This window comes from Chryseobacterium salivictor, from assembly GCF_004359195.1.
GTDB lineage: Bacteria > Bacteroidota > Bacteroidia > Flavobacteriales > Weeksellaceae > Kaistella > Kaistella salivictor.
The window spans coordinates 703,770-727,955 of sequence record NZ_CP037954.1; the positions used below are offsets into that span (position 1 = coordinate 703,770).

At 37.4% G+C, this 24,186-nt stretch carries 23 protein-coding genes; 14 read left to right on the forward strand and 9 right to left on the reverse strand.

Annotated features, from left to right (window positions below; all coding sequences use genetic code 11):
* Nucleotides 1-5: 5 nt before the first annotated feature.
* The gene (locus tag NBC122_RS03240; protein WP_133441043.1) at nt 6-563 is read left to right on the forward strand and encodes a serine acetyltransferase; all 558 of its coding nucleotides are present in this window, start codon (nt 6-8) and stop codon (nt 561-563) included.
* Nucleotides 564-858: 295 nt separating this feature from the next.
* Here NBC122_RS03240 and NBC122_RS03245 read toward each other — a convergent pair whose 3' ends face one another.
* From NBC122_RS03245 to NBC122_RS03260, 4 genes are all read right to left on the reverse strand, one after another.
* Complete coding sequence (locus NBC122_RS03245) at nt 859-1,212, reverse strand: hypothetical protein (RefSeq protein WP_133438989.1); 354 nt, start codon at nt 1,210-1,212, stop codon at nt 859-861.
* Between the two features lie 140 nt (nt 1,213-1,352).
* A complete protein-coding gene (locus tag NBC122_RS03250) occupies nt 1,353-2,234 on the reverse strand; it encodes an SDR family oxidoreductase (protein WP_133438990.1) in 882 nt (293 codons plus the stop codon).
* Between the two features lie 257 nt (nt 2,235-2,491).
* Nucleotides 2,492-5,419, reverse strand: a complete 2,928-nt coding sequence (locus tag NBC122_RS03255) for a M16 family metallopeptidase (RefSeq protein ID WP_133438991.1) — start codon at nt 5,417-5,419, stop codon at nt 2,492-2,494.
* A gap of 133 nt (nt 5,420-5,552) precedes the next feature.
* Nucleotides 5,553-6,887: a dihydroorotase gene (locus tag NBC122_RS03260; protein ID WP_133438992.1), complete on the reverse strand. Its 1,335-nt coding sequence runs from the start codon at nt 6,885-6,887 to the stop codon at nt 5,553-5,555.
* 332 nt (nt 6,888-7,219) lie between these two features.
* On the opposite strand from NBC122_RS03260, the gene NBC122_RS03265 reads away from it, so the two are divergent.
* The 9 genes from NBC122_RS03265 (at nt 7,220) to ribA (ending at nt 14,606) form a co-directional block, all read left to right on the forward strand.
* Complete coding sequence (locus tag NBC122_RS03265; RefSeq protein ID WP_133438993.1) at nt 7,220-8,671, forward strand: lipopolysaccharide biosynthesis protein; 1,452 nt, start codon at nt 7,220-7,222, stop codon at nt 8,669-8,671.
* A gap of 2 nt (nt 8,672-8,673) precedes the next feature.
* Nucleotides 8,674-9,105 carry a dUTP diphosphatase gene (gene dut, locus NBC122_RS03270; protein WP_133438994.1) on the forward strand — a complete coding sequence of 144 codons (432 nt, stop codon included), beginning with the start codon at nt 8,674-8,676 and terminating at the stop codon, nt 9,103-9,105.
* A gap of 70 nt (nt 9,106-9,175) precedes the next feature.
* On the forward strand, nt 9,176-10,204 hold the full coding sequence (locus NBC122_RS03275) for a sugar phosphate nucleotidyltransferase (protein WP_133438995.1): 1,029 nt from the start codon (nt 9,176-9,178) through the stop codon (nt 10,202-10,204).
* Nucleotides 10,205-10,301: 97 nt separating this feature from the next.
* Nucleotides 10,302-11,096, forward strand: coding sequence for a DUF4292 domain-containing protein (locus tag NBC122_RS03280; protein WP_133438996.1), 795 nt, complete (start codon nt 10,302-10,304; stop codon nt 11,094-11,096).
* Complete coding sequence (locus NBC122_RS03285) at nt 11,093-12,676, forward strand: peptidoglycan DD-metalloendopeptidase family protein (RefSeq protein WP_133438997.1); 1,584 nt, start codon at nt 11,093-11,095, stop codon at nt 12,674-12,676. The genes NBC122_RS03280 and NBC122_RS03285 overlap by 4 nt, the downstream gene beginning before the upstream one ends.
* 34 nt (nt 12,677-12,710) lie before the next feature.
* Complete coding sequence (locus NBC122_RS03290) at nt 12,711-12,917, forward strand: Sec-independent protein translocase subunit TatA/TatB (RefSeq protein ID WP_133438998.1); 207 nt, start codon at nt 12,711-12,713, stop codon at nt 12,915-12,917.
* 11 nt (nt 12,918-12,928) lie between these two features.
* Complete coding sequence (locus NBC122_RS03295) at nt 12,929-13,549, forward strand: DUF4254 domain-containing protein (protein ID WP_133438999.1); 621 nt, start codon at nt 12,929-12,931, stop codon at nt 13,547-13,549.
* Complete coding sequence (locus NBC122_RS03300) at nt 13,537-13,992, forward strand: hypothetical protein (RefSeq protein ID WP_133439000.1); 456 nt, start codon at nt 13,537-13,539, stop codon at nt 13,990-13,992. The genes NBC122_RS03295 and NBC122_RS03300 overlap by 13 nt, the downstream gene beginning before the upstream one ends.
* 11 nt (nt 13,993-14,003) lie before the next feature.
* Nucleotides 14,004-14,606, forward strand: coding sequence for a GTP cyclohydrolase II (gene ribA / locus NBC122_RS03305; RefSeq protein ID WP_133439001.1), 603 nt, complete (start codon nt 14,004-14,006; stop codon nt 14,604-14,606).
* A 4-nt stretch (nt 14,607-14,610) separates the two neighbouring features.
* On the opposite strand, the gene deoD is transcribed toward ribA, so the two are convergent.
* Together deoD and NBC122_RS03315 are read right to left on the reverse strand one after the other, a co-directional pair.
* Entirely contained in the window at nt 14,611-15,318 is a 708-nt protein-coding gene (gene deoD, locus NBC122_RS03310; RefSeq protein WP_133439002.1) for a purine-nucleoside phosphorylase, read from the reverse strand.
* 148 nt (nt 15,319-15,466) lie between these two features.
* A complete protein-coding gene (locus NBC122_RS03315; RefSeq protein WP_133439003.1) occupies nt 15,467-15,985 on the reverse strand; it encodes a hypothetical protein in 519 nt (172 codons plus the stop codon).
* A 109-nt stretch (nt 15,986-16,094) separates the two neighbouring features.
* Between NBC122_RS03315 and NBC122_RS03320 the strand changes: the two genes are divergently transcribed.
* The 4 genes from NBC122_RS03320 to NBC122_RS03335 all read left to right on the forward strand — a co-directional run bounded on the left by NBC122_RS03320 (nt 16,095) and on the right by NBC122_RS03335 (nt 22,121).
* The gene (locus tag NBC122_RS03320; protein WP_133439004.1) at nt 16,095-17,825 is read left to right on the forward strand and encodes a glycoside hydrolase family 3 protein; all 1,731 of its coding nucleotides are present in this window, start codon (nt 16,095-16,097) and stop codon (nt 17,823-17,825) included.
* A 46-nt stretch (nt 17,826-17,871) separates the two neighbouring features.
* A complete protein-coding gene (gene bshA / locus NBC122_RS03325) occupies nt 17,872-19,005 on the forward strand; it encodes an N-acetyl-alpha-D-glucosaminyl L-malate synthase BshA (RefSeq protein ID WP_133439005.1) in 1,134 nt (377 codons plus the stop codon).
* Nucleotides 19,006-19,064: 59 nt separating this feature from the next.
* Nucleotides 19,065-20,327, forward strand: a complete 1,263-nt coding sequence (locus NBC122_RS03330) for a DUF2851 family protein (protein WP_133439006.1) — start codon at nt 19,065-19,067, stop codon at nt 20,325-20,327.
* 105 nt (nt 20,328-20,432) lie between these two features.
* Complete coding sequence (locus tag NBC122_RS03335) at nt 20,433-22,121, forward strand: putative transporter (RefSeq protein ID WP_165983186.1); 1,689 nt, start codon at nt 20,433-20,435, stop codon at nt 22,119-22,121.
* Between the two features lie 148 nt (nt 22,122-22,269).
* On the opposite strand, the gene yajC is transcribed toward NBC122_RS03335, so the two are convergent.
* Genes yajC through nusB form a run of 3 tightly spaced genes read right to left on the reverse strand, consistent with a single transcriptional unit; the run spans nt 22,270 to nt 23,996 of the window.
* Nucleotides 22,270-22,596, reverse strand: a complete 327-nt coding sequence (yajC, locus tag NBC122_RS03340) for a preprotein translocase subunit YajC (protein WP_133439008.1) — start codon at nt 22,594-22,596, stop codon at nt 22,270-22,272.
* A gap of 13 nt (nt 22,597-22,609) precedes the next feature.
* The gene (locus NBC122_RS03345; protein ID WP_133439009.1) at nt 22,610-23,089 is read right to left on the reverse strand and encodes a DUF1573 domain-containing protein; all 480 of its coding nucleotides are present in this window, start codon (nt 23,087-23,089) and stop codon (nt 22,610-22,612) included.
* 1 nt (nt 23,090) lies between these two features.
* Nucleotides 23,091-23,996, reverse strand: coding sequence for a transcription antitermination factor NusB (gene nusB / locus NBC122_RS03350; RefSeq protein ID WP_133439010.1), 906 nt, complete (start codon nt 23,994-23,996; stop codon nt 23,091-23,093).
* Nucleotides 23,997-24,186: the final 190 nt, after the last annotated feature.

Here is a 24,186-nt window from a genome sequence, read left to right on the forward strand (position 1 = left end):
TTCTAATGTCTGAAAAAACTACCCTTCAAAAAGATTTTTACCGGGAAAGCGGAAAATGGCTTTCTACATTTCAAATTTGGATGAAATGTTTCAGCCCCAATCTGCATTTTATTTATCTTTTAAGAACCACCCAAAAATATCCGAAAAATACTTTTTTAGGGAAAATATGGCGTTTGATTTTGAGACATTATCAAATTAAATATGGCTTCCAGATCTATCCGGAAACCCAAATCGGCGAAGGATTATATCTTGGTCACTGGGGAACTTTGGTCATCAATCCGAAAGTGAAAATCGGCAAAAACTGCAATATTGCTCAAGGCGTTACGATTGCACAGGCGAACCGCGGCAAAAATGAAGGCGTCCCCGAAATTGGCAACGAAGTCTGGATCGGTCCAAATGCTGTGATTGTTGGGAACATCAAAATCGGCAATAATGTTCTGATTGCTCCGAACGCTTATGTAAATTTCGATGTACCAACAAACTCAGTTGTAATAGGAAATCCCGCCACTTTTTCAATGAAGGAAAACGCTACTTCCAACTATATTAATAACAAAATTTCCTAGAATTTTCACCACAAGTAATTAATGGTGACCAGACTGTCCGCTTGCAGAGCGGGTTTCAATACCATCATTTAGATAGAAATATGGTTTAAGTGCTTAAGTACAACTGTACTTTGGCGCGTCATTTTGTGTAGAGAAATTCAGAGAAACTACAACCGCCAGGGCAACTAGTGGTTTGAAAAGCTTAAGATTCATGTGAGTGATTTTGATAATAGGTTTAAAAAAAACCCAACATTGTTACAAATGATGGGTTTAACTTATCTATTCCTTTGCTAACTAACTGCATTTATTGCAGAACTTAAGGTGGCGACTGAATAGTCCCCATATGTTTAAACGCATTTCCTAAAACTGCCGCAATGATAACGGTTCCCACTACAACCGAACCTCCAACATATAAAGCAGCTGTTTTAGCAGCTGAAAACTTTCGTTTTTTCGGGTTGGTAAATTCGCTATTTGCGATGGTAAACTGTTTACTGTTTTTTAAAACAACCAGCGAATCCTGCCTAATTTCAATAAGCTGTATTTTACTAATTCTTTTATGTTCATCTGTTATCTTATAAATCCCTCCACTTTCTGTTGGTATATTCTGAAAATTACGGTAAGAATAACAACTCGAAAGGGCTAGCAACACAACAACCAGGATAATTGACATTCTCATAATCATTTGATTTAAAATTTATTTTCTTTATAAAAAGCCTTTAACCACAAATAACAATGTTAAAACTACACAAAAACAACTTAAAAAAGATATTTTATATGGTTATAAAACTTAAATTACCCTCCAAAACATTGCTAATTTGATTTCTTCGCTTTAATCATCGCCTCCAACATATCCCACATTTCCTGCGGAATTTCTTCGAGCATATTGAATTCTCCGGCTCCCTGCAACCATTCGCCACCATCGATGGTTACGACCTCACCATTCATATAAGCTGAATAATCTGAAACCAGATAGGCCGCCAGATTCGCTAATTCCTGATGCTCGCCCACTCTTCTCAACGGAACCTTTTTGCGCATATCGAATTTTTCCTGCAAGTTTCCGGGTAGTAATCTATCCCAAGCGCCTTTGGTTGGAAATGGTCCCGGTGCAATAGCATTGAAACGGATTCTGTATTTAGCCCATTCTACCGCTAAACTTCTGGTCATAGCCAAAACCCCGGCTTTTGCACAAGCGGACGGAACAACGTACGCAGAACCTGTCCAGGCATAAGTGGTGACAATATTTAAAACGGTTCCCGGGATTTTGTTATCGATCCAGTATTTTCCGATGGAAAGGGTGCAGTTTTTTGTTCCTTTTAAAACAATATCCAAAATGGAATCAAATGCGGAGTGCGTTAACCGTTCGGTAGGTGAAATAAAATTTCCGGCTGCATTGTTTAAAAGAATATCGATTTGCCCGAATTCTTTCACAGCAGCATCTTTCATGGCTTCAACCTCCTCCCAGTTTCTGACGTCACACGCCACACACAAAACTTTTCCGCCGGTTTCATCTTCAAGTTCTTTTGCCGTGGCCTGAAGTTTTTCTAAATTCCGGGAAGTGATTACTACCTTGGCTCCCAACTGAAGGAAATATTTGGTCATTGCTTTTCCAAGTCCGCTTCCGCCGCCGGTTACGACTGCTACTTTATCTTTTAATGCCCCTTCTTTGAGCATCGGCTGAGTGTATAAGTTCATAATTTTATTGTTTTTGTAAATTTAAGAGAATTTGCCGGAAGAAAGTTACGAACAATTATGCGGAGGATAAAAGAAGGATCTTTTTGCGGGAACTGGTTGGGAAAGTGCTGTTAGGGCTCTAAGCTCTAACAGCGCTCGCTACTCTTCACGCCCGGAGACAGACTCAGGATAAACTTAGGACGAAAAAGGCGCCCCAAAAAATAAAAAAACTGCTCCAATTTTGAAGCAGTTTTAAATTATCAATTATTTCAGTTCATTTAATATCCGAAAAGTTCTTCGAGAGAAATTTTCTTTACTTCGCCCAGTTTCTCCATATCTTTCAAAGGAACTTTTTTCTCGGACGCAACGATGGCGTAGGTGTAAGGTTTCCCTGAAAAATGGGTCTCGTGGAAATTCTTCAAATCCTGCATATTGATTTTATCTACAGAATCATAGATTTTTTTTCTGGGATCTTCAGTTAAACCCAACTGTTGAGCCGCCAGATAATTGAAGATGATTTTGTCTTCGGTAATTCTTTCGGTCTGAATATCTTTTCTAACCTGAATTCTTGCCAAATCTAAATTGACAGGCAAATTCGGCATTGTGGTTAGAAGTTCGTTCATCGCCGTGGTGGCATCATTAAATTTATCAGCCTGACTTCCGACATAACTCATCATATAATACTCCTGATCTTTTTTCTGCGGCTGCATATAAACACCGTAAGTGCTGTAAGCCAACGCCTTACTCTCTCTAATGGTCTGGAAAACAATGGAGCCCATTCCGCCACCAAAGTAATTGTTAAAGACTTTGATAATGGTGTTTTTATTAGGGTCGTAATTTTCGGTATTTCTAATCCATCGTGTTTCTGCCTGAACCATCTCGTAATCGGTAAAGAGAACCTGGTTTTTGGTTTGTGCCGTTTGATTGAAAACTTTCGCCGGAGCGGCCACCGCAAACTTGGCAGGAATCTGATGCACGTTTTTCAGTTTGTTTTCTACATCTTTAATGGAAACCGGTCCGTAATAAATCACGGTTTGCTCATAATTATTCAGATTTTTAATCCTGTTGACCAACTCCGCAGACGTTACAGAAGCCAGGTCGGAATCGGAAAGAACATTATTAAATTTATTGTTTTTTCCGTAAATCGCGTAACTCGTTAAACCCTGAAGAATAGCACCTTTATTGGCTTTCACATCTTTTCTCGATTTTGCGATTCTTTCTTTTAATCCTTTTAATGCAGCATCGTCGGCTTTTACATTTTGAATTAGATCTTCATATAATTTCACTGCTTTATCAAAATTCTCCTGTAAACCTTCGATAGAAACCGTGGTATATTCTTCGCCTGTTGAAACATCGAAACTACACGCGATCTTGTAAAATGCTTTCGAAATTTCTTCGGCAGACATTTTATCGGTACCCAAAAACTGAAGATACTGCGAGGCAAGCGGCTGTTTCAAATCGTTGAGAGAACCCAGTTTATAGCGGTATTTCAACCGGAAAATCTGATTGTCTTTATTGGGAACATACAATATTTCAGCTTTTCCTAATTTTGCTTTCTGGATATCTTTGTTATAATCTAAAAACACAGGAGCTGACGGAGAATTCGGCATATTTGCAACCATTTTCACAAAATCAGACTGTAAAGCTGCATTGGTTTCCACCGGTGTAATCTGTGGTTTTTCAATCTTAACGGTTTGAGTAGATTCGCCTTTTCTTTTCAAAATGGCAACATAATTTTCGCCTAAATATTTGTTTGCAAAACTTACGATATCAGCTTTCGTAATCTTTGATAAATCATTCACGTAAGCAACCTGGTCTCTCCAGTTTAGTTCAGAAGTAAAAGCGTCCATCAAAGCACCTGCACGGTCGCCATATTTTTCTGATTCGTAGATTTTACCCTTTTTAATATTATTGATAATGGAAGTTATCAAATCATCATCAAAGTTTCCTTTTTTCAGATTATCAATTTCACCCAAAACCAGAGTTTTCACTTCTTCCAGACTTTGTCCGTTGGTTGGTGCCGCATTCAGATATAAAATTCCGTAATCAATCAATGTAAAGGTAGAAGCTGAAGCGCGCAACAGTTTCTGTTTTTTCACTAAGTTTAAATCCAATAAACCTGCTTTTCCGTTGGTTAAAATTTGCCCAACCAAATCGGCGATCAAAACATCTTTGTCTTTATTTCCCGGCAATCTGAAACCGATGGTTAAATTTTCGGCATCCGGTCCGGTAATTTCTTTGATGATTGGTTTCGCAATCGGCGTTTCCGGAATGAAAGTATATTTAGGAACTTCTTTAAATTTCATATTTGAAAAAGCTTTATCCACTTTCGCAATTACTTCATCTGGATTAAAATCTCCGGATAAAATCACGCCCATATTATTGGGCACATAATAATTGTTGAAATATTTCCTGATTTCTACCAATGAAGGGTTTTTCAAATCTTCTACTGTCCCAATTGTTGTCTGCTGCCCGTAATTGTGATTTTTGAATAATTCAGAAAAAAGGGTTTCGAAAACTTTACTGCCATCGCTGTCCAAACTTCTGTTTTTTTCTTCATAAACCGCTTCCAATTCGGTATGGAAAATTCTTAAAACAGGATTTCGGAATCTCTCGCCCTGAACCGCCAGATATTTATCCAGAGAACTGCTCGGAACGTCATCGGTATAAACGGTTTGTTCGAAACTCGTAAACGCGTTGGTTCCCTGCGCTCCCATGGAAGTCATCATTTTATCGTATTCGTTTGCGATCGCAAACTTACTCGCAACACCGGAAACAGAATCGATTTTCTTATAGATCGCTTTTCTTTGATCCGCATCTTTGGTCTTGTTGTATTGCTCATACAGCGCATCAATTTTATCCAACTGCGGTTTTTCTTTTGCCCAGTCCAGAGAACCGTATTTGTCGGTTCCTTTGAAAAGCATGTGTTCCAGATAATGCGCTAAACCGGTATTGGTTCGCGGATCGGTTTTACTTCCGGCTTTCACGGCGACGTACGCCTGAATTCGCGGATCTTTTTTGGTTGGACTCAGAATAACAGTGAGACCATTTTTCAAAGTGTAAAATCGGGCATTCATGGGATCATTGGTCACGTACTTATACGTGTATCCGTTTCCTGATGCTTCTTTCCACTGAAACTGATTCTGTGCAAAAGCCTGCACCGAAATCAGCAAAGCAGCAAGAACTAAAGTGAATTTTTTAAACATAGATTATATTTTATGAGATTAGACGAAATTATTTCAGAATTGTTTCAAGAATGTATAAAATTATAGTAAAAAATTTTTCAGAGTGATTATATTTAACAAAACTCAGGTTCAGCTTTTTTGGATTTGAAAAGAATTATCTTTCAAAAAGCAATCTTTCGCCATGCTTTTCCTCAGAAACTTTTCCGTTTTCGAAAGCCAGAAATCCATTGACAAAAGTGTGCGTGATTTTGGAATGAAAAGCTGTTCCTTCGAAAGGACTCCAACCGCATTTGTATAAAATATTTTCTTCGGAAACTGTGTAACTTTGGTTCAAATCAACCAAAACCAAATCAGCTTTATATCCTTCTTTAATAAATCCCCGCTTTTCAATCTGGAAAAGAATTGCCGGATTATGACACATTTTTTCCACAATTTTTTCTAAAGAAATTTTATCATTTTTAAAGTTTTCGAGCATGACATTTAAAGCATGCTGTACCAAAGGTCCGCCGGAAGGTGCTTTCAAATATTTTTGCGATTTTTCCTCTAAAGTATGCGGCGCGTGATCGGTGGCAATTACATCAATTCGATCATCCAGAAGTGCTTCCCACAAACCGTCTTTATCTATTTGGGTTTTTACCGCAGGATTCCATTTGATGAAATTCCCTTTGGTTTCGTAATCTTCATTGGTAAAAGTGAGATGATGGACACAAACTTCCGCCGTTATTTTTTTCTCCTTTAAAGGAATATCATTTCGGAAAAGCGCTGTTTCTTTTGCCGTAGAAAGATGGAAAATATGCAGTCTCGCACCCGTTTTTTTTGCCAGCTCAACCGCTTTAGACGAAGAAATATAACACGCTTCTTCACTTCGGATCAAATGATGGGCAGTTACAGGGATATCTTCGCCATATTTCTCTTTAAAGATTTCGGTATTTTTTCTGATAGTCGCTTCATCTTCGCAATGAACGGCGATCAGCATTTTGGTGCTGCTGAAAATCTTTTCTAAAGTATCCGGATTATCTACCAACATATTTCCTGTCGAAGAACCCAAAAATAATTTAATTCCCGCCACATTTCGCGGATTGGTTTTCAGAACTTCTTCGAGATTATCATTGGTTCCGCCCATCATAAAAGAATAATTCGCGAATGATTTTTCGGCGGCAATTTTATATTTATCTTCCAAAAGTTCCTGAGTGACTGCGTTCGGGACGGTATTCGGCTGCTCCATAAAACTCGTAATTCCACCGGCGATTGCTGCTCGGGATTCACTTTCGATATCGCCTTTCCATGTTAAACCCGGTTCGCGAAAATGCACCTGATCATCAATAATTCCCGGCAAAAGATATTTCCCCGAAGCATCAATTATTTGATCCACATTTTCTTCAGAAATATTTTTTCCGATTTTAGAAATCAAATCATTTTCGATGAGAATGTCACTTTCAAAAATTTGATTTTCATTGACGATTTTGGCGTTTTTAATTACAATTTTCATTTTACAGGGAGAGAGATTTAGTGGTTTGGAAAATTAAGATTCGCTTTCGGAAATCAGCTTTCACAAATTTAATATTTAAAAACGATTAAAAAACGCTTCCTCTTCATTTCAAATAAATTAAAATTAATGAATGAATCAAAAGCCACAAATTCACGAATATTCTTTATTCTTTAAATTAAAAAGCACCTACTTAAAATCGGCAATTCATTTAAACAGAGTAAAATAGATTCGTGTATTCGTGGCAAAAAAAAATAATTTATTTAGAGTAATCTGAATTTTGAAATGTTTTCAGCTCAAATCTATTTAATTATATTTGCAGAAATTCAGAAATTTTGTATAAAAAATTATTGGGACAAACCGCGATCTATGGTCTAAGCACTGTTATTATCCGATTATTCCCATTTATCATCAGTCCTTTTGTCACTCACGCATTTGGTCCGCAGTCATTGGCGCCGTTTATCGATTTTTATTCGGTGGCCGGAATCATCATTGTTTTGCTTTCTCACGGTATGGAAACTACGTTTTTCAGGTTTGCCGAAAAAGAAGATGACATCAGGAAATTGATTTCCACTTCTACGTTAAGTGTCGTCGCAGCGTCATTTTTATTTATGTTTTTCTGTTATATTTTCCGACAGGATTTAGCAGTCGCCTTCAAAACACCTGATCAGATCAACCTTTTAACCATGATGCTTTTCGTGCTTGGTTTGGATGGACTTTCTACCATGCCATTTGTCATTTTAAGAAAAACCGGCCGCCCCAAAAAATTCGCTTTAATTAAAATTATTAATGGCGTTATTAATTTTCTTCTGGTTTTATTTTTCATCGTTATTTTACCAAAATTAGGAGCAAAAGGGCTCTTCGGATTTACCTATCATAAAGAGTTTGGAATCGGATATGTATTTGTCGCCAATTTAGTTGCGAGTGCCGTAACATTTATTCTGCTGTCACAAGAAATAAAGTCAGTACGGATCGGTGCTTTTGACTGGAAGCTCTGGAAGAAAATGATGGCATATTCCTGGCCCATTACGATTGCTGGTTTAGCCGGAGTGATTAATGAAACGATGGATCGCCAGTTTTTGAAATATCTTTTACCGGACGGAACCAATACAGAACAAATGGCAATTTACGGAGCAGTTTGTAAAATCGTGACTTTCCTTACCTTGTTCCGGCAAGCGTATCTTTTGGGAATTGAACCTTTCTTTTTTTCCCATGCTAAAAATGAAAACTCCGGACAAGCGTATGCAAAACTGATGGATATGTTCGTCATTGTAAACTGCATTATTCTGCTGGCTTTATGCGTTAATTTGGATTGGCTTGCGAAATTATACCTCGCAAATCCTGCCTATAATGTTGGAATATCAATTGTGCCGATTGTTTTGATCGCCGCTGTTTTTCTGGGAATTTATCTGAACATGTCGGTTTGGTATAAACTTTCTGACAAGACAATTTTTGGTGCTTATATTTCGGTTTTAGGAGCCGCCGTAACGGTTGCGGTGAATGTGTATTTTATCCCGTCTTACGGATATTGGGCTTCAACATGGGGAACTTTTTTAAGCTATTTCTCGATGATGACGGTATCGTATTTCCTTGGTCAATATTTTTATCCGATTCCTTATCACATGAAAAAAATAATGGGATATTTGAGTTTAAGCATTTTCTTCTCGCTCCTCTCTTATTATGTGCTCGGCGGCAATTTACTTATAGGAAATTCATTATTATTCGTATTTTTAGCCATTGTTTTTTATGTGGAAAAAGAAACTTTAAAAAAAATCAGAAAAGCTTAAATATGAAAATAAAAATCATCAATAAATCACAACATCCTTTACCGCAATATCAGACAGCACTTTCTGCAGGAATGGATCTGTACGCTAATTTGGAAGAAAGCATCACTTTAAAATCTTTGGAAAGGAAATTAATTCCCACCGGACTGTTTCTCGAACTCAGTGAAGGTTTTGAAGCACAGATCAGACCCAGAAGTGGATTATCTATAAAAAACGGAATTACAGTACTGAACGCGCCCGGAACCATCGACGCGGATTACCGCGGAGAAATTGGGGTTATTTTAGTAAATTTGTCCACCGAAGATTTCAACATCAATAATGGTGACCGGATTGCTCAAATGGTAATTGCCAAATATGAAACCGCAGAATGGCTGGAAGTTGCTGAAATCAGTGAAACTGAAAGGGGAGCCGGAGGATTCGGAAGCACCCATTTATAAATATTAAAAAAGTCTCTTTCTATAAATTGATTTCAATCATAAAAAATCAGACAAAAAAAACATACAAACTATGAAAATTATCGTTCCTATGGCTGGTCGTGGTTCCAGATTAAGACCACACACTTTAACCGTTCCGAAACCATTAATCCCAATTGCAGGCAAACCCATTGTTCAACGCTTGGTTGAAGATATTACAAAAGTAGCCGGCGAAAAAATCGATGAAATCGCTTTTATTATTGGAGATTTCGGAGCAGAAGTTGAAGCGTCTTTAATTCAGATTGCAGAAAGTCTGGGGGCGAAAGGAACCGTTTATACGCAAGATGAACCATTAGGAACAGCACACGCTATTAAATGTGCGGAACAGTCAATGCAGGGCAATGTAGTTGTTGCTTTTGCGGACACTTTGTTTAAAGCAGATTTCAAATTAGATAAAAATTCAGATGGTGTAATTTGGGTGAAAAAAGTAGAAGATCCTTCTGCATTTGGCGTCGTAAAATTAGACGATTACGGGTTCATTACTGATTTCGTAGAAAAACCTAAAACTTTTGTCTCAGATTTGGCCATTATTGGAATTTACTATTTCAATTCTGCCGAAAAACTGATGAGCGAAATTAATTATATCATGGATAATGGTATTAAACAGGGCGGTGAATATCAACTGACAACCGCTTTAGAAAATCTTCGCCAAAAAGGAGCAAAATTTTCATTGGGCAAAGTTGATGACTGGATGGACTGCGGAAATAAAAATGCAACCGTGGATACCAACGGGAAAGTTTTGGAATACGAAAGAGAAAATGTTTCGCAATTTCCTGCTTCTGCAAAAATTGACAACTGTATGATCATCCCACCGTGTTTCATCGGTGAAAATGTGGAAATCTCCAACTCGAAAATTGGACCGAGGGTTTCTATCGGAAACAACACGAAGATTATCAACTCGAATATTGACAATTCTCTGATCCAGGAAAACACCATGATCGACCACGGAAATCTAAGCAATTCAATGATCGGAAATTCGGCAGAATACTATGGCGTTGCCCGCGAGATCTCTCTGGGAGACTTTTCTGTTCTGGATTTTCTTTCGAACCATAAAAATCTTTAAACCGATATCAAACTGATTCGCCATCAACCACACGAAACAATTGGTGTGGTTTGGCGTTAATATTGTAAACTTTCCCGAAAGTTTAAATAAAATTCAAATGAAAAAATATATCCTTGCATCTGCATTCATGATTGCGCTGATTTCCTGTAAAACAAAAATGGCTGTTGAAAATCCGATCAGCACCACTGCGCCGGTTGCTTCAGGCGCTAATTTTTTCAGCAAAATTAATGAGAAGACAGATTTTCAGCAATTGAAAATCAACTCCCGGATTACCGCAGAAACAGGTAAATTCATTCCTCCATTAGACGCCACCATTTATATTGAAAAAGATCAAAAAGTCTGGATCAATATGATCGCCCTGTTTTTAAACGTAGGAAGAGGAATTGCAACTCCTGAAGGAATCAAAGGATATGAAAAATGGAACAGGACCTACATCGAATCCGATTTCTCTTATTTGAATTCACTATTGAATGTCAACTTCATCGATTACGGTGCTTTTCAAAATCTTTTATTAGGAAAAACATTTATTCCGGTTAATGACAAAGACTTTAAACTCACCAAAAACGCTCAGGGTTACCTTTTAACTTCTGAGAAAAATTTAAGTTTTCAAACTAACGGAAAGGTCTCTGAATATTCGGCTACATTGACTTATAATAACGAAATGAATCTTGAGAATGTTTCTTTGCAAAAAATAGATGCACCTGATCAGCTCGAAGTTTCCTATTCTAACTGGGAAAATTTTGAAAACATACAACTTCCTAAAAATGTTAAAATAATAATAAAAGGCTCAAAAAACAGCCAGATTTTACTGGAAAATACGAAATTTGAGAGTTCGAAAATGGAAGCACCTTATTCCGTTCCCAATAATTATACGAAAACTGAGATTAAATGATCAAAAGAATAAGCTTTTTAATAGGAATTTTTCTGTTCGCTTTTTTTTCTGGGCAGAAAAAAGAACAACTTCAAAAGCAAAATGCTGAACTTAAAAAACAAATTTCGACCATCAATGCCAATCTGGCTAAAACCCAACAACAATCAAAACTTTCTGTCGCTTACCTAAACGAAGTCGAAAAGAAAATTGGCCTTCGCGAAAAGGTATATACCAATACGCAAAAGGAAAAACGATTGATTGAGGACGAAATTTACCTGCGCCAATTAGAAATCAACCGCCAAAACCGGGAACTTGCGGTCCTGAGAAAAAACTATGCGGAAGTTCTCGTTAAAGCCTATAAAAATAAAGGTGCACAAAATAAAGTAACTTTTATTTTATCCTCTAAAAATTTAGGCGAAGCACTCAGAAGAATTCAATATTTAAAAGATTACTCGGATTATCAGGATAAAAAAGCGGCAGAAATTTCCACCGCGGCAAAAGTTCTGCAGGAAAACATCACCTTGAAACAGAAATCTGTAAAGGACAAAGAAATGATTCTTACCAATCAGCAAAAGGATTTGTTGACCATTGAAGCTGAGAAAAAAACAAAACAGTCGCTCTTAGAAGAATTTAAGAAAAACGAAGTTCAACTTACCAATGAGCTGAAACAAAAGCAGGCAGAATCTAAACAGCTGGAAGGTCAAATCCGATCAATTATTGCTGATGAGATAAGAATTGCAAAAGCAAAAGAAGAGGAAAACAGAAAGGCAGAAGCTGAAAAAATACGGGTGGCAAAAATCGCTGCTGAAAGAGAAAAAGCAAAAATAGAAGCGGAGAACAAAGCGCGAATGGAAGCCTTGGCTTTAGAAAAAAAGAAAGCAGACGATGAAGCAAGAAAACTGAAAGAAATCTCTGAAAGAAAAGCAGCAGACGAAGCCGAAAAAGCAAAACTAGCCGCTTTGGCAGATGCAAAAAAGACAGAGGATTCTAAAAAAGCAGCAGAAGCCGAAAAAGCGGAAGCAAGAAGACTGGCTGCCGCAAAAGACGCTGCCGAAGCTGCCGCAAATGCAAAAGCCGCTGCCGACAGAGCATCTACTGCCCGGGCAGCAGAAGCGACAATGGTGAAGAAAAACGATGATGAAAAGAAAGCGGCAGAAACAAAAGTAATGACGAATTATGGCGTTACAGCAGCGATCGGAAATAACTTTGCCGCGAACCGCGGAAAAATGGGAATGCCCGCCTATGGCACCATCACCCACCGTTTCGGAAGACAGCCTCACCCGGTTTTCAAAAATATTGTTGAGGAAAACAACGGTATTAAAATTGCGGTATCAAAAGGAACAGTTGCAAAATGCGTTGCTCCCGGAACCGTTTCCCGTGTGGTTGCATCTGCAGACGGTTCCAAAACCGTCATTGTAAAACATGGTGATTACTTTACAATCTATGCAAACCTCTCCAGCACAATGGCATCGGCAAACCAGCAGGTCTCAGCAGGAACATCTATAGGGTTAATCGGCGAAGATTTCGACGGCAGTTATACCTTAGATTTCCAGATCTGGAATGGCAGCAGTCCGGTTGATCCATTAGGTTGGGTGAATTAAAAAAATAATATAACTTTGTACAAAATTTTAAAAAATGAATACACTTACAATATTGGCACTTTCCTGGCAACATTTATTAATCGTCGGAATCATTATTTTGGTTTTTTTCGGTGGTAAAAAAATCCCGGAAATGATGAGAGGATTAGGTTCTGGTATCAAAGAATTTAAAGATGCTGTGAAAGAAGAGGACTCTAAAAAAACTGAAGAACCAAAAAGCAACTCCAGCTCTACGACCCCTTAAATTAGATTTTAATGATTTTTACAGAAACTGCGTGGAAGGTCTTCAACCAATCGATAATTGACTATCACATTACTGATAATGTAGACACTCCAGTAAATAATCCCTATTCAAAAGATAGTTTGGAACATCTTTTGTATGCAAAGAATTGGATTGATACCGTTCAATGGCATTTGGAAGACATAATTCGTGATGAAAACATCGATCCAACTGAAGCTTTAAAATTAAAGAGAACAATAGACGATTCCAATCAGAAAAGAACTGATTTGGTGGAGTATATCGACAGTTGGTTTCTAGAGAAGTATAAGAATATTTTACCAAATGTCGACGCTAAAATTAATTCGGAGACTCCTGCCTGGGCAGTAGATCGCCTGTCTATTTTAGCATTAAAAGTCTATCACATGAAACTTGAAGCTCAACGTGAGTCCGCAAGTGATGAGCACAGAAAAAATTGCTCCGTAAAATTAAACACTTTACTGGAACAGCAAGAAGATCTTTCTGAAGCAATTGACCAATTGCTTTTTGATATAGAGAACGGCAATATTAAGATGAAAGTGTATAAACAAATGAAAATGTACAATGATGAAAGTCTTAATCCGATCCTTTATCAAAATGTAAAAAAATGTGTAAACTGAACTTTGGCTACATTATATTATTAATGCTCGCTTTATCCTGTTCTGCGGAGAAGATCAATCTTTCCCCAATTGGCGCAGTGAGTGTTCAGGAAGAAATGTACTCTTACGGTGACAGAAAAAATCTCATCGTTTATTCAGCTGAAATTACCAATCTGATCGCATCATTTCCTAAGTTTAGAAATGAGACCGTAAACGCTGAAGTAGCGAAACTCAAATATTATCTAAAAGATTATATCGGTGCTATGGATGCCTATAATATCAACGGACGAAACAACGCGCACCGCAATTTCGAAAAATCGTACAAAAACCTTCAGATTCTCAGGAAATATTTGAATAAGGACGATGATCAGATTCTCAACCGATACCTGGTAAGAATTAAAACCAATATGACTTTTCTGGAAAGCAACATTTCAAAAGATTCCACCTCGAAGCCCTCAAAATAGCAACAAACTCCATGTTAAAAATTCAAGCAGAATCAAACGTTCCGACAGAGTACGGGGAATTTCGTATGATTGCATTTTCTGAATCTGACCAAGATTGGATGCCTCATATGGCAATTATTGCTAAAAACACCGATTTTACAAAACCGATTAATGTACGTTTTCATTCTGAATGTATTACCGGCGAAGTCTTTCATTCCAAGAAATGTGAGTGCGGCCAACAACTTGATGCGGCAATGAATTTCATGCACAAAAACGGCGGGATTATCATCTATTTAAGACAGGAAGGAAGAAACATCGGCATCATCAATAAACTGAAAGCTTATGCTTTACAGGAAAAGGGTTTCGATACGGTAGAAGCCAACTTAGAACTTGGTCTTCCTGCTGATGACAGAAATTTTGGTGTTGCAATAGAAATTTTAAAGATTCTAAATGTTAAGGAAATTAATCTATTAACGAATAATCCGCAAAAATTAAAATTTGTAACGGACAGCAGCATCCGCCTGAATAAAAGAATTCCTTTGCAGATGGACTCTACAAAGGAAAGTGAAGCTTATTTGAAAACTAAAAAGGATTATTTCGGTCATCTTCTGGATGACGAAAATAGCGCTCATTAATTCTTTACATTTTAATAGCTGTTTCTAAAGCCAACTCAATCATTGGCGTCAATGCTGTTTCCCGCTGATCGGCAGAAATCTGATCTCCTGTAGGAATCACATCTGAAACCGTGAGAATCGTTGCCGCATTTTTCCCCAAATACTGTGCATTAGCGAAAAGTGCAAAAGCTTCCATTTCTACTGCCGTACAGTTATATTTTGTAGCAATCTCCGGAAGTGCCAGATTTTTTCTGTAGAAAATATCACTGGTATGAATATTTGTTGCTTTTAAATTTAAAGCTAATTCTTTCGCAGAATCATTGATTAACCCGAAAGTGTTTCCTTGGTGAGACAACAAATCCTCTTCAATTTCCCAGGCAAACTTTGCATAAGTAGATTCGCTTGCCGCATGTTCAACATTTAACAGATCGTAAACTTTCAAATCGGTAGTATATGCACCGCAGGTTCCAATTCTGATAATCGTATCGACATCAAATTCTGTAAACAGCTCGTAGGAATAAATCCCGATGCTTGGGATTCCCATACCACTAGCTCCCACGGAAACTTCTTTCCCTTTGTAAAGTCCTGTGAAATAAAAAACATTTCTGGTTTTACTTACCAATTTCACATCCGTTAAGAAATTATCGGCGATGTATTTTGCTCTTAAAGGATCACCTGGCTGTAAAACCGTTTTAGCAATTTCTCCTTTTTTGGCTGCAATGTGAACACTCATTATTTATCTGTTTTTGATTAATTATTAAAGTGATAAAGTTACTAAAAAATCACCGATTACAGAATCGAAACCGGTACTTTTAACCTGACTTTTAGCACAAAAAACCACAGTAAAAACTGTGGTTCATGTTTATTTTAAAGATTAAAATTTACAGGTTCTTTACTTTAGAATCATCAATTTTAAAATAAGTAATCACACTGTTATAGTCCGAATAATCTACATTAGCATTTTTTGCACCTGAAGAAGCAGGCACTAAAACCACTCTGAAAGTCTGAGTGTTCAAATATTGAGGAGTTGTAGAAATGTCATAATTTCCGCTGGCATAAATCATTATATCATTTTTGGTAAAGTCAAAATCATAATCCAATTCATTGCCGTTATTTAAATAAAGTGTTCTTGGAATAGACTGCCAAACCGGAGAGCCATCTGAAGCAGTTCCTGTTTTTCTGTAAATCAACACAACATCTGTATTATACAAAGGTTTTGTAAATGACCTGCTGATGAAATATCCATCCTGAGCATTATACGAAAAATTCACATTATTAATATCCAGTACTACCGAATAAGTATCGTTGTCATTGACTAATACGTCATCGTTTCTGTTGTCACAGCTAATCGCTATTATTCCGAACATTGCAATCAGCATTAGGGTGAAGTATTTTTTCATTTTAAAAAAGATTAAAGATTATTATGTTTGGTCAGTCAATTTGTATGCCATTAGGAAATACGTTTTAAAAATTAAAAATTGTATTTTTGTTTCCATTATTTCTAATAGTATGAAAAACATCAAGATAAAAGCCTCTTTTTTTACAACTGCATTCCTATGCTTTAATTTCATTGCAAATGCGCAATATCATCCCAAGAATATTTCACCGGCAGAAACCCAAAAAGCGAATCAATGGGTAGAAAAAACCTACCAAACGCTCTCTCAGGACGAAAAACTGGGACAGCTTTTTATTGTTGCATTGTATACCAATAAAGGAGAAGATTATATCAATAACGTGAGAAATATCGTCGTGAATGATAAAATCGGTGGGTTGATTCTGATGCAGGATGACGCCGCACGGGAAATTAATTTGGTGAATGAATTCCAGCAAAAAGCAAAAATCCCTCTGATGATTGGGATGGATGCAGAATGGGGCGTTTATCAAAGAATTGCTGCTGCACACAAATTCCCTTGGGCATTGACACTCGGAGCAATTCAGGACAAAAATCTCATTACAGAAATGGCGGCAAAAATCGCTGAAGACTGCAAAAGAATGGGCGTCAACTGGGATTTCGCACCGGTTGTGGACGTGAATACCAATCCCAATAATCCGATCATCGGAAACAGAAGTTTCGGTTCAGAAGTTTCTAATGTGATCAGCTCTGCTTTAGCTTATTCTAACGGATTACAAAATAACAACATCTTAGCAGCGATCAAACATTTCCCGGGACATGGCGATACCGATCAGGATTCACATCTGGATCTTCCCGTCGTTTCTCATTCTCTGAAAAGATTAAATGAGGTAGAACTCGCTCCCTTTAAAGCGCTGATGGATAAAGGAATTGGCGGCGTTATGGTCGCTCATCTTTACGTTCCTGCCTTCGAAAAAAAGGAAGGAGTTCCCGCCTCTATATCCAAAAATATCATCACCGGTGTTTTAAAAGAACAATTGGGCTACAAAGGTTTAATTATTACTGACGCGTTAAATATGGGTGCGGTTGCAAGCAGATTTAAAGCCGGCGAATTAGACGCATTGGCGTTCGAAGCAGGGAATGATATTATGCTGTTTTCTCAGGATGTGGCCACTGGAAAAAAACTGATTCAGCAGGCGATTGACAAAGGGCAAATCCCACAGCAGAGAGTTGAAGAAAGTGTAAAGAAAATTTTACTGACAAAATATTACCTTGGTTTAACCCAATATACACCGGGAAATCCGGCAAACATTAATGAAGATTTAAATAATTCCACGCATTCAGAAATCGTTCAGAAAATGTACGCAAATGCACTGACTTTAATTAAAGATGATAAAAAAATGCTGCCGCTGAACTGCAAGGAAACGTATTATTATGTTCCTTTAGAAGAAGCTCCGTACCAGACTTTTCTGGATCAGTTAAATTTAAACAATACCATCATTGTAAAAAAAGCTTCGGAAATTTCTACAATTCCTGCCAATTCCAAAGTAATTGTAGGCTTTCATAAAGACAACTCGTCGGCTTACAAACCTTATCTAATATCTGCAGAAAGCAAAAAAATTCTGGGTGATTTAAGTAAAAATCAAAACGTAATCTTAAATGTTTTCGGTTCTGCTTATGCTTTAAGAGATGTTGAAATTTCCAGTGTTTCTACAGTTTTGGTTTCTTATGAAAACAATGATGATTCGATGATTGCGACTGCAAAAGCGTTTTCGGGACAAACGAAAATATGGGGGAAACTTCCGGTTTTGGTGAATGAGCGTTTAAAAGCAGGAATAGGTTTAGAACTCAATTCCTCTTCCAGAATCGACTTGCCTTTAAAAAATTAATAAAAAAACAGAATTGAGTAATTTCAATTTAAAAAAAATAAATAAAATGAAAATCGGAATTCTCTGTTATCCAACTTACGGTGGAAGTGGCATCGTTGCTACAGAACTTGGTATGGCGCTCGCTGATAAAGGGTATGAGGTACATTTTATAAGTTCTGCGCTGCCGGCAAGATTAGATATTACCAATCCCAATATTTTTTTCCATAAAGTAAATGTGCAGACGTATCCGCTTTTTCAATACCAACCGTATGACATTGCGCTTTCGTCGATGATTTACCGCGTGGTGAATTTGTATAAACTGGACTTACTGCATGCGCATTACGCAATTCCATATGCATATGCGGCGTTTACCGCCAAACAAATGTTGAAAGAAGAAGGAAAAGACGTTCCTCTGGTTACGACCCTTCACGGAACGGATATTACGTTGGTAGGTCAGCATCCGAGCTACAAACATGCTGTGGAATTCTCTATCAATCAATCAGATACCATCACAAGCGTTTCCGAAAGTTTAAAAAAAGATACTTTACAGTTATTTAAAATCACCAAAGAAATCCAGGTAATCACCAATTTTATTGATAATACTGAATTTAAAAAGGACAGTATCTGCCAGCGCAACCATTTTGCAACGAAAGATGAAAAGATCCTGATTCACGTTTCCAATCTTCGTCCTGTGAAGCGTGTGCAGGATGTTTTACAGATTTTCAAGAATGTCAACACAAAAATAAAATCAATGCTCATCATTATCGGCGAAGGTCCTGATATGGAGATTGTCAATGAGTTTTTAGAGGATCATCCGGATTTGATTGGCAAAGTTCGCCTGCTCGGAAAAGTAAATGATTTATATAAAATTCTGCAGCTTTCGGATGTATTTCTACTTCCGTCGGAACAGGAAAGTTTCGGTTTGGCGGCGCTGGAAGCGATGGCCGCAGAAACGCCGGTGATCAGCTCTAATGCCGGCGGAATCCCCGAAGTGAATATTCAGGGCGAAACCGGTTATCTCACCGAAATCGGCAACGTAGAAGCCATGAGCAACTACACTATAAAACTGTTGAGCGACGAAAGTCTTTTGGCTCAAATGAAGAAAAACGCCAAAGAACAAGCTTTAAGATTTGATCTAAAAAACATTCTGCCCATCTACGAAAAAATGTATGCCGATACGCTGAATCGTTTTAAAATATAGTTATTTCACCTTTTTTATTCAGAATTTGCTTTGTTACTTTGTAATTAAAGTTTTCTGATATGAATGAAAAACTGCTTCAATATTTGTGGAATTTCAAAATTTTCAACAGTTTTGATTTTAAAGATGTGGAAGGAAATGAGCTCGAGATCTTAGATTTCGGCAGGTGGAATTTCGACTCGGGACCGGATTTTCTTTTGGCAAAAATAAAGACGAACGGTTTGGTGATCGCAGGAAATATAGAGCTTCATGTAAAATCATCGGACTGGATTTTTCACAAACATTCGGGCAACCCCGAGTTTGAAAACATCATCGCCCACGTCGTTTTCATCCATGATGTTGAGATAGAAGAATTCAAAAACAAGAATATTCCGACCCTGGAACTGAAAGACTATATCGATGAAAATGTGTTTTCAAAATATAAAACGCTGTTACAGGAAACCCAATTTATTCCGTGTGAAACCATTTTTAATTCTAAAAATTTCCCCATTAATTTTCATGAAGAAACTTTACTGAAAAAACTAGATGAGAAATCGATTGAAATTGAGGAATCATTAAAACAACATCAAAATAATTACGAAGCCATATTATTCCAGCAACTGGTTTACGCTTTTGGTTTAAAAGTAAATGCGCTTATTTTCAAACAACTGGCAGAAAGCATCGACTATAAAATTTTCAGTAAAATTCGGCAAAATCAAACGCAGCTGGAAGCTCTTTTCTTCGGAATCTGCGGCTGGCTCGACAAACCGACTGATGAGCAATCCAAAATTTGGAGACGGGAATTTGAGTTTTTAAAAGTTAAATATCAATTACGCGATTTCTATATTCATCCGAAATTTTCAAAACTCCGGCCGCCGAATTTTCCAACAGTCCGGCTTTCGCAACTGGCGTCTCTGTACCATCAAAACCAAAATCTATTTTCAAAACTCATTAATGCGAAAAACATCGACGATATTCATCAGCTCTTTCATAAAGTGAAAGCCAGCGAATATTGGGACAACCGGTTTAATTTCGGAAAAATATCGTCTGTAAACGGCAAGAAAACTTTAACGAAAGATTTCGTTGAATTGGTGCTGATTAATGCCGTTTTACCTTTAAAATATACCTATCATAAAAGCACCGATGAAAATATCCCGGATGAAATTCTGACGATCTACCAAAGTATTGCAGCGGAGAAAAACACCATTATCGATCAGTGGAAAACATTAAAAGTAAAACCAAAAAACGCCCTTGAAACCCAATCTCTTCTTTTTCATCATCGAAACTTCTGCGAGAAAAAAGAGTGTTTACGCTGCAGTATTGGAATTCGGCTAATGAATGCTTAACCAACCTGCAACGCCAACTTCCAAATGCTGATAGAATTCATTCCAAGGATTTCTCTATTGCAGATTTTTAACAGTAATTTTGTTAATAAACTAAAAATAGAGAAGATGTTTGATTGGTTAAAATTACTTTTATTACCCGGCGAAAACCCAACGGTAACGCAATCTATTGTCGCCATAATGCTCGCCATCGGGACCGGTGTTTTTTTGGGAAGATTAAAATTAGGGAAGATTACTTTCGGTGTTTCGGCAGTGATGTTTACGGGATTAATTTTGGGACATTTCGGCTACCGGATTCAGCCCGGGATTTTAGATTTCATCCGTGACTTCGGTTTAATCCTTTTTGTTTACGGAATTGGTTTACAGGTCGGACCTTCCTTTTTCTCGTCTTTCAAAAATGAAGGTTTAAAGTTTAATATTCTGGCTGTTTCCTGTGTTCTTCTTGGCGGTATTATTACCGTAGGTCTCTTTTATCTCACCGGCCTCAAAATAGAAGATTTAGTAGGAATCATGAGTGGTTCGGTAACCAACACGCCCGGATTAGGAGCCGCTAAAAACACGATCGAAGAAATTACAAATTCGTTCCCGGATAAGAAATTCGGTGACCCCACCATTGGTTACGCGATTACTTATCCGCTGGGAGTTTTCGGAATTATAGCGACCATTATCATCTCTAAACTTTTATTAAAAATCAATCCGGATGAAGAAATGAAGAAATTCCGGAAATCAAAAATTAACCGGGAGCTGCCTTTGGTTCATAAGAAAGTCCGGATTACCAATCCGTATTATTTTGGAAAAACCCTGCACCAAACGATCAAAGAGTTCGGTAGAGAAATTGTTATTTCACGATTAAAACACAGCGGAACCATTGTCGTACAGTCTCCGACCATGGATGTTCAACTGCATGACCGGGATGTGCTGATGCTGGTAGGTTTAGAAAAAGATCTTGACGATTTCATCGCAACCGTTGGCCGACCGTCGTCGGATTTGTTCATCGAGTCTGATAAACAGATTCTGAAGAAAAACATTTTCGTTACCAATCCGAAAATAATTCATAAAAAACTCTCGGAGCTTGATCTATACAACACGTTCGATTTAAAGGTTACACGGGTTTTCCGGGCAGGGAAAGAAATTCTGCCGCGACCTTCCCTGGAACTGTTTTACGGAGATAAATTACGCGTTATCGGTTCTAAAGAAGGCATCGAAGAAGTTGCAAAAATCATCGGAAACTCTGAAAAGAAATTATTGGAACCGGATTTTTTATCCTTATTCGGCGGATTATTATTGGGCGTCATTTTGGGTTCGATCCCGATTGTAATACCAAGTTTGCCGGTTCCTATTAAATTAGGATTCGCTGCCGGACCTTTGATTGTGGCGCTTTTGATATCGCGTTATGGCGGGATCGCATTCATCCATTCTTATATTAATACCGGGGCTACTTACTTCATGAAAGACTTTGGAATCTGTCTTTTCTTTGCGGCGGTAGGCATTCATGCAGGGGACGGTTTCTATGATAATTTTATTCAGTATCATGGTTGGCTCTGGTTATTGTATGGTTGTGCAATTACCTTTATTCCATTGATTTTAATGGTCATTATCGGCCGGTTTATTATGAAAATCAACTTTCTTCAATTGGCTGGCATTATGAGCGGAAGTTATACCGATCCGGCGGCACTTTCCTTCAGCACGAATTATTTAGATTCCGATATCCCCATTCAAACTTACGCTCAGGTTTATCCTTTAGTAACGATTTTCAGGATATTTGTAGCGAGTTTACTGATTCTTTTCTTTAGTTAAATTAAAGAAATTGAGTAGTCATTTAATCATTGACGACTTGACTATATTAAAAGTTTATTGAACTCTGTTTCAGTATTCTTTTTTTGCCCGAAAAACAAAAAAAAGCAACCTCACTGAGATTGCTTTATAAATAGTTCTTTCGAAAATATTATTTAGTTTCCGAAGCGTTATCCGGGAAACGCTGTTGTGTAAATTCTCTTGAAATCGCTGCTTTTTCAAACTTCAATTTTCCGGAAAGGGTTTCGATAATAACACCATCTTCCTGAATTTGTGCGATTCTACCGTGCATTCCAGAAGTAGTAACTACTCTGCTTCCTACTTTTAATTCAGACTGAAAGTTTTTTTCCTGCTTCGATTTTTTCATTTGCGGACGGATCATCAGGAAATAAAACCCGACGAACATCAGTCCCATCATGATCATGGTCGGCATCATAGAACCTTCCGGTGCTGCGGCCTGTAAAAATATTGTTATCATTATATTAATTTAATTATGGTTGAATATCTGCAGAAAAGCCAATCACAATCGGTGCTTTTTCTACATTTGCATATATTTCTGCCTGTTTGTTAACGAGTCCGTCGAAATTAGAAGAATCGAATTTTAAAGTAATTTTTCCTTTTTGTCCCGGAAGAATCGGCTCTTTGGTATAATCAGGAACGGTACATCCGCAACCCGGTTTTACCTGAGAAATAATTAGGGGATTTTTTCCGGTATTGGTCACTTCGTAGGTGTGTTCTTTATGTTCTCCTTTTTTAATTTTTCCGAAATCGAACTGCGCTTCAGAAAGTGCAATGTTGGTTAAAGGTTTAGACTGTGCTTCTTTCACCATATCCTCGTGAGAATCGATATTCGGTTCAGCAACCGGAGCAGCGCCCTGCTCGATGACGAGTTGATCTGCGCTCTGGTCTTTTTTACAACTTACTAAAGCTAAAGCCACAACAAGTGGTGCTATTTTAATAAAATTTTTCATATTAACTTCTGTTTAAATCTTTGGTGTATTTATCTAAAATCCCATTGATGAAAATGTTGGAACGGTCGGTTGAAAACACTTTAGAAATTTCGATATATTCATTAATAATAACTCTTCCCGGCGTTAATGGGAAATAATCGAGTTCCGTAATAGCTGCAATCAGAATGATTTTATCCATTAAAGCCACACGGTCCAGCTCCCAGTTATCTAATCTTCCTTCCAGTTTTTTCTCATTTTCTTCCCAATGGTTCAGGGATTGTTTTAAGAGTTTACGGGCGAATTCACGGTCCTCTTCATCTTTAATCATTTTAATTAAAGTATGGCTCGGTTCATTTTCTTTAAAAAAACCAATGGTTTTCTGCATCATCGAATTGGCGATATGGAAATCATCTGCCCAACTCAATTCTTTTCCTTCAAGATGGTCATGAAAATCATCGTTTTCAGCGATATACCTTAAAAATAATTTCCCGATAAATTTCTGGTCAGCTTCGAAAGAATGTCCTTCTTCTTTCATAAAATCCTGATATCTTTTACCGGCCGACATTCTCTGAAACGTCTTCACCAGCAATTCATCATAGATATCCCATTTTAAATCCTGATTTTTAGAAGTAAAAGAAAGGCGCTCGTCATTTTCTTCTAATTTAATTAAAACCTGATTGTTGATGAATTTTTGGTTGGGATTGGTTTCTTTATCAGTTTGAATATACTTATTTTTACCGATTTCGATTTGCCGTTCTGCCAGATCTTTCAGCGCCACCAAAAAATTAAGTTGGTAAATGTAAAGATGATAGATTTTATCGATTTCTGAGAACATGTTTTTCTCTAACACATCGAATTTAATGGGATTTTGATAATATGAATACAGCGATTCTACTACCTTTTCACGGATTTGTCTTCTTCCTAACATTTCAAAGAGCTTTTTAGGGTGCAAAGATAATAAAATTGTTCCAAGTTGAGACTTATAAGATGTAATTTATACCAAACAATAATCTGTTCCGATCATACCCAAGCATCCGTTTTTTCTCAACTACGACAAAATATCAATTTTCAATTTCTTATTTTTGCAGAGGTTTCTAGGCAAGCAAACCGCTAAAAAC

Coding starts and splice junctions, on each gene's coding strand:
- NBC122_RS03240 (WP_133441043.1), top strand. CDS start 6: ATGTCTGAAAAAACTACCCTTCAAAAAGATTTTTACCGGGAAAGCGGA.
- NBC122_RS03245 (WP_133438989.1), bottom strand. CDS start 1,212: ATGTCAATTATCCTGGTTGTTGTGTTGCTAGCCCTTTCGAGTTGTTAT.
- NBC122_RS03250 (WP_133438990.1), bottom strand. CDS start 2,234: ATGAACTTATACACTCAGCCGATGCTCAAAGAAGGGGCATTAAAAGAT.
- NBC122_RS03255 (WP_133438991.1), bottom strand. CDS start 5,419: ATGTTTAAAAAATTCACTTTAGTTCTTGCTGCTTTGCTGATTTCGGTG.
- NBC122_RS03260 (WP_133438992.1), bottom strand. CDS start 6,887: ATGAAAATTGTAATTAAAAACGCCAAAATCGTCAATGAAAATCAAATT.
- dut (WP_133438994.1), top strand. CDS start 8,674: ATGAAAATAAAAATCATCAATAAATCACAACATCCTTTACCGCAATAT.
- NBC122_RS03275 (WP_133438995.1), top strand. CDS start 9,176: ATGAAAATTATCGTTCCTATGGCTGGTCGTGGTTCCAGATTAAGACCA.
- NBC122_RS03280 (WP_133438996.1), top strand. CDS start 10,302: ATGAAAAAATATATCCTTGCATCTGCATTCATGATTGCGCTGATTTCC.
- NBC122_RS03285 (WP_133438997.1), top strand. CDS start 11,093: ATGATCAAAAGAATAAGCTTTTTAATAGGAATTTTTCTGTTCGCTTTT.
- NBC122_RS03290 (WP_133438998.1), top strand. CDS start 12,711: ATGAATACACTTACAATATTGGCACTTTCCTGGCAACATTTATTAATC.
- NBC122_RS03295 (WP_133438999.1), top strand. CDS start 12,929: ATGATTTTTACAGAAACTGCGTGGAAGGTCTTCAACCAATCGATAATT.
- NBC122_RS03300 (WP_133439000.1), top strand. CDS start 13,537: ATGTGTAAACTGAACTTTGGCTACATTATATTATTAATGCTCGCTTTA.
- ribA (WP_133439001.1), top strand. CDS start 14,004: ATGTTAAAAATTCAAGCAGAATCAAACGTTCCGACAGAGTACGGGGAA.
- deoD (WP_133439002.1), bottom strand. CDS start 15,318: ATGAGTGTTCACATTGCAGCCAAAAAAGGAGAAATTGCTAAAACGGTT.
- NBC122_RS03315 (WP_133439003.1), bottom strand. CDS start 15,985: ATGAAAAAATACTTCACCCTAATGCTGATTGCAATGTTCGGAATAATA.
- NBC122_RS03320 (WP_133439004.1), top strand. CDS start 16,095: ATGAAAAACATCAAGATAAAAGCCTCTTTTTTTACAACTGCATTCCTA.
- bshA (WP_133439005.1), top strand. CDS start 17,872: ATGAAAATCGGAATTCTCTGTTATCCAACTTACGGTGGAAGTGGCATC.
- NBC122_RS03330 (WP_133439006.1), top strand. CDS start 19,065: ATGAATGAAAAACTGCTTCAATATTTGTGGAATTTCAAAATTTTCAAC.
- NBC122_RS03335 (WP_165983186.1), top strand. CDS start 20,433: ATGTTTGATTGGTTAAAATTACTTTTATTACCCGGCGAAAACCCAACG.
- yajC (WP_133439008.1), bottom strand. CDS start 22,596: ATGATAACAATATTTTTACAGGCCGCAGCACCGGAAGGTTCTATGATG.
- NBC122_RS03345 (WP_133439009.1), bottom strand. CDS start 23,089: ATGAAAAATTTTATTAAAATAGCACCACTTGTTGTGGCTTTAGCTTTA.
- nusB (WP_133439010.1), bottom strand. CDS start 23,996: ATGTTAGGAAGAAGACAAATCCGTGAAAAGGTAGTAGAATCGCTGTAT.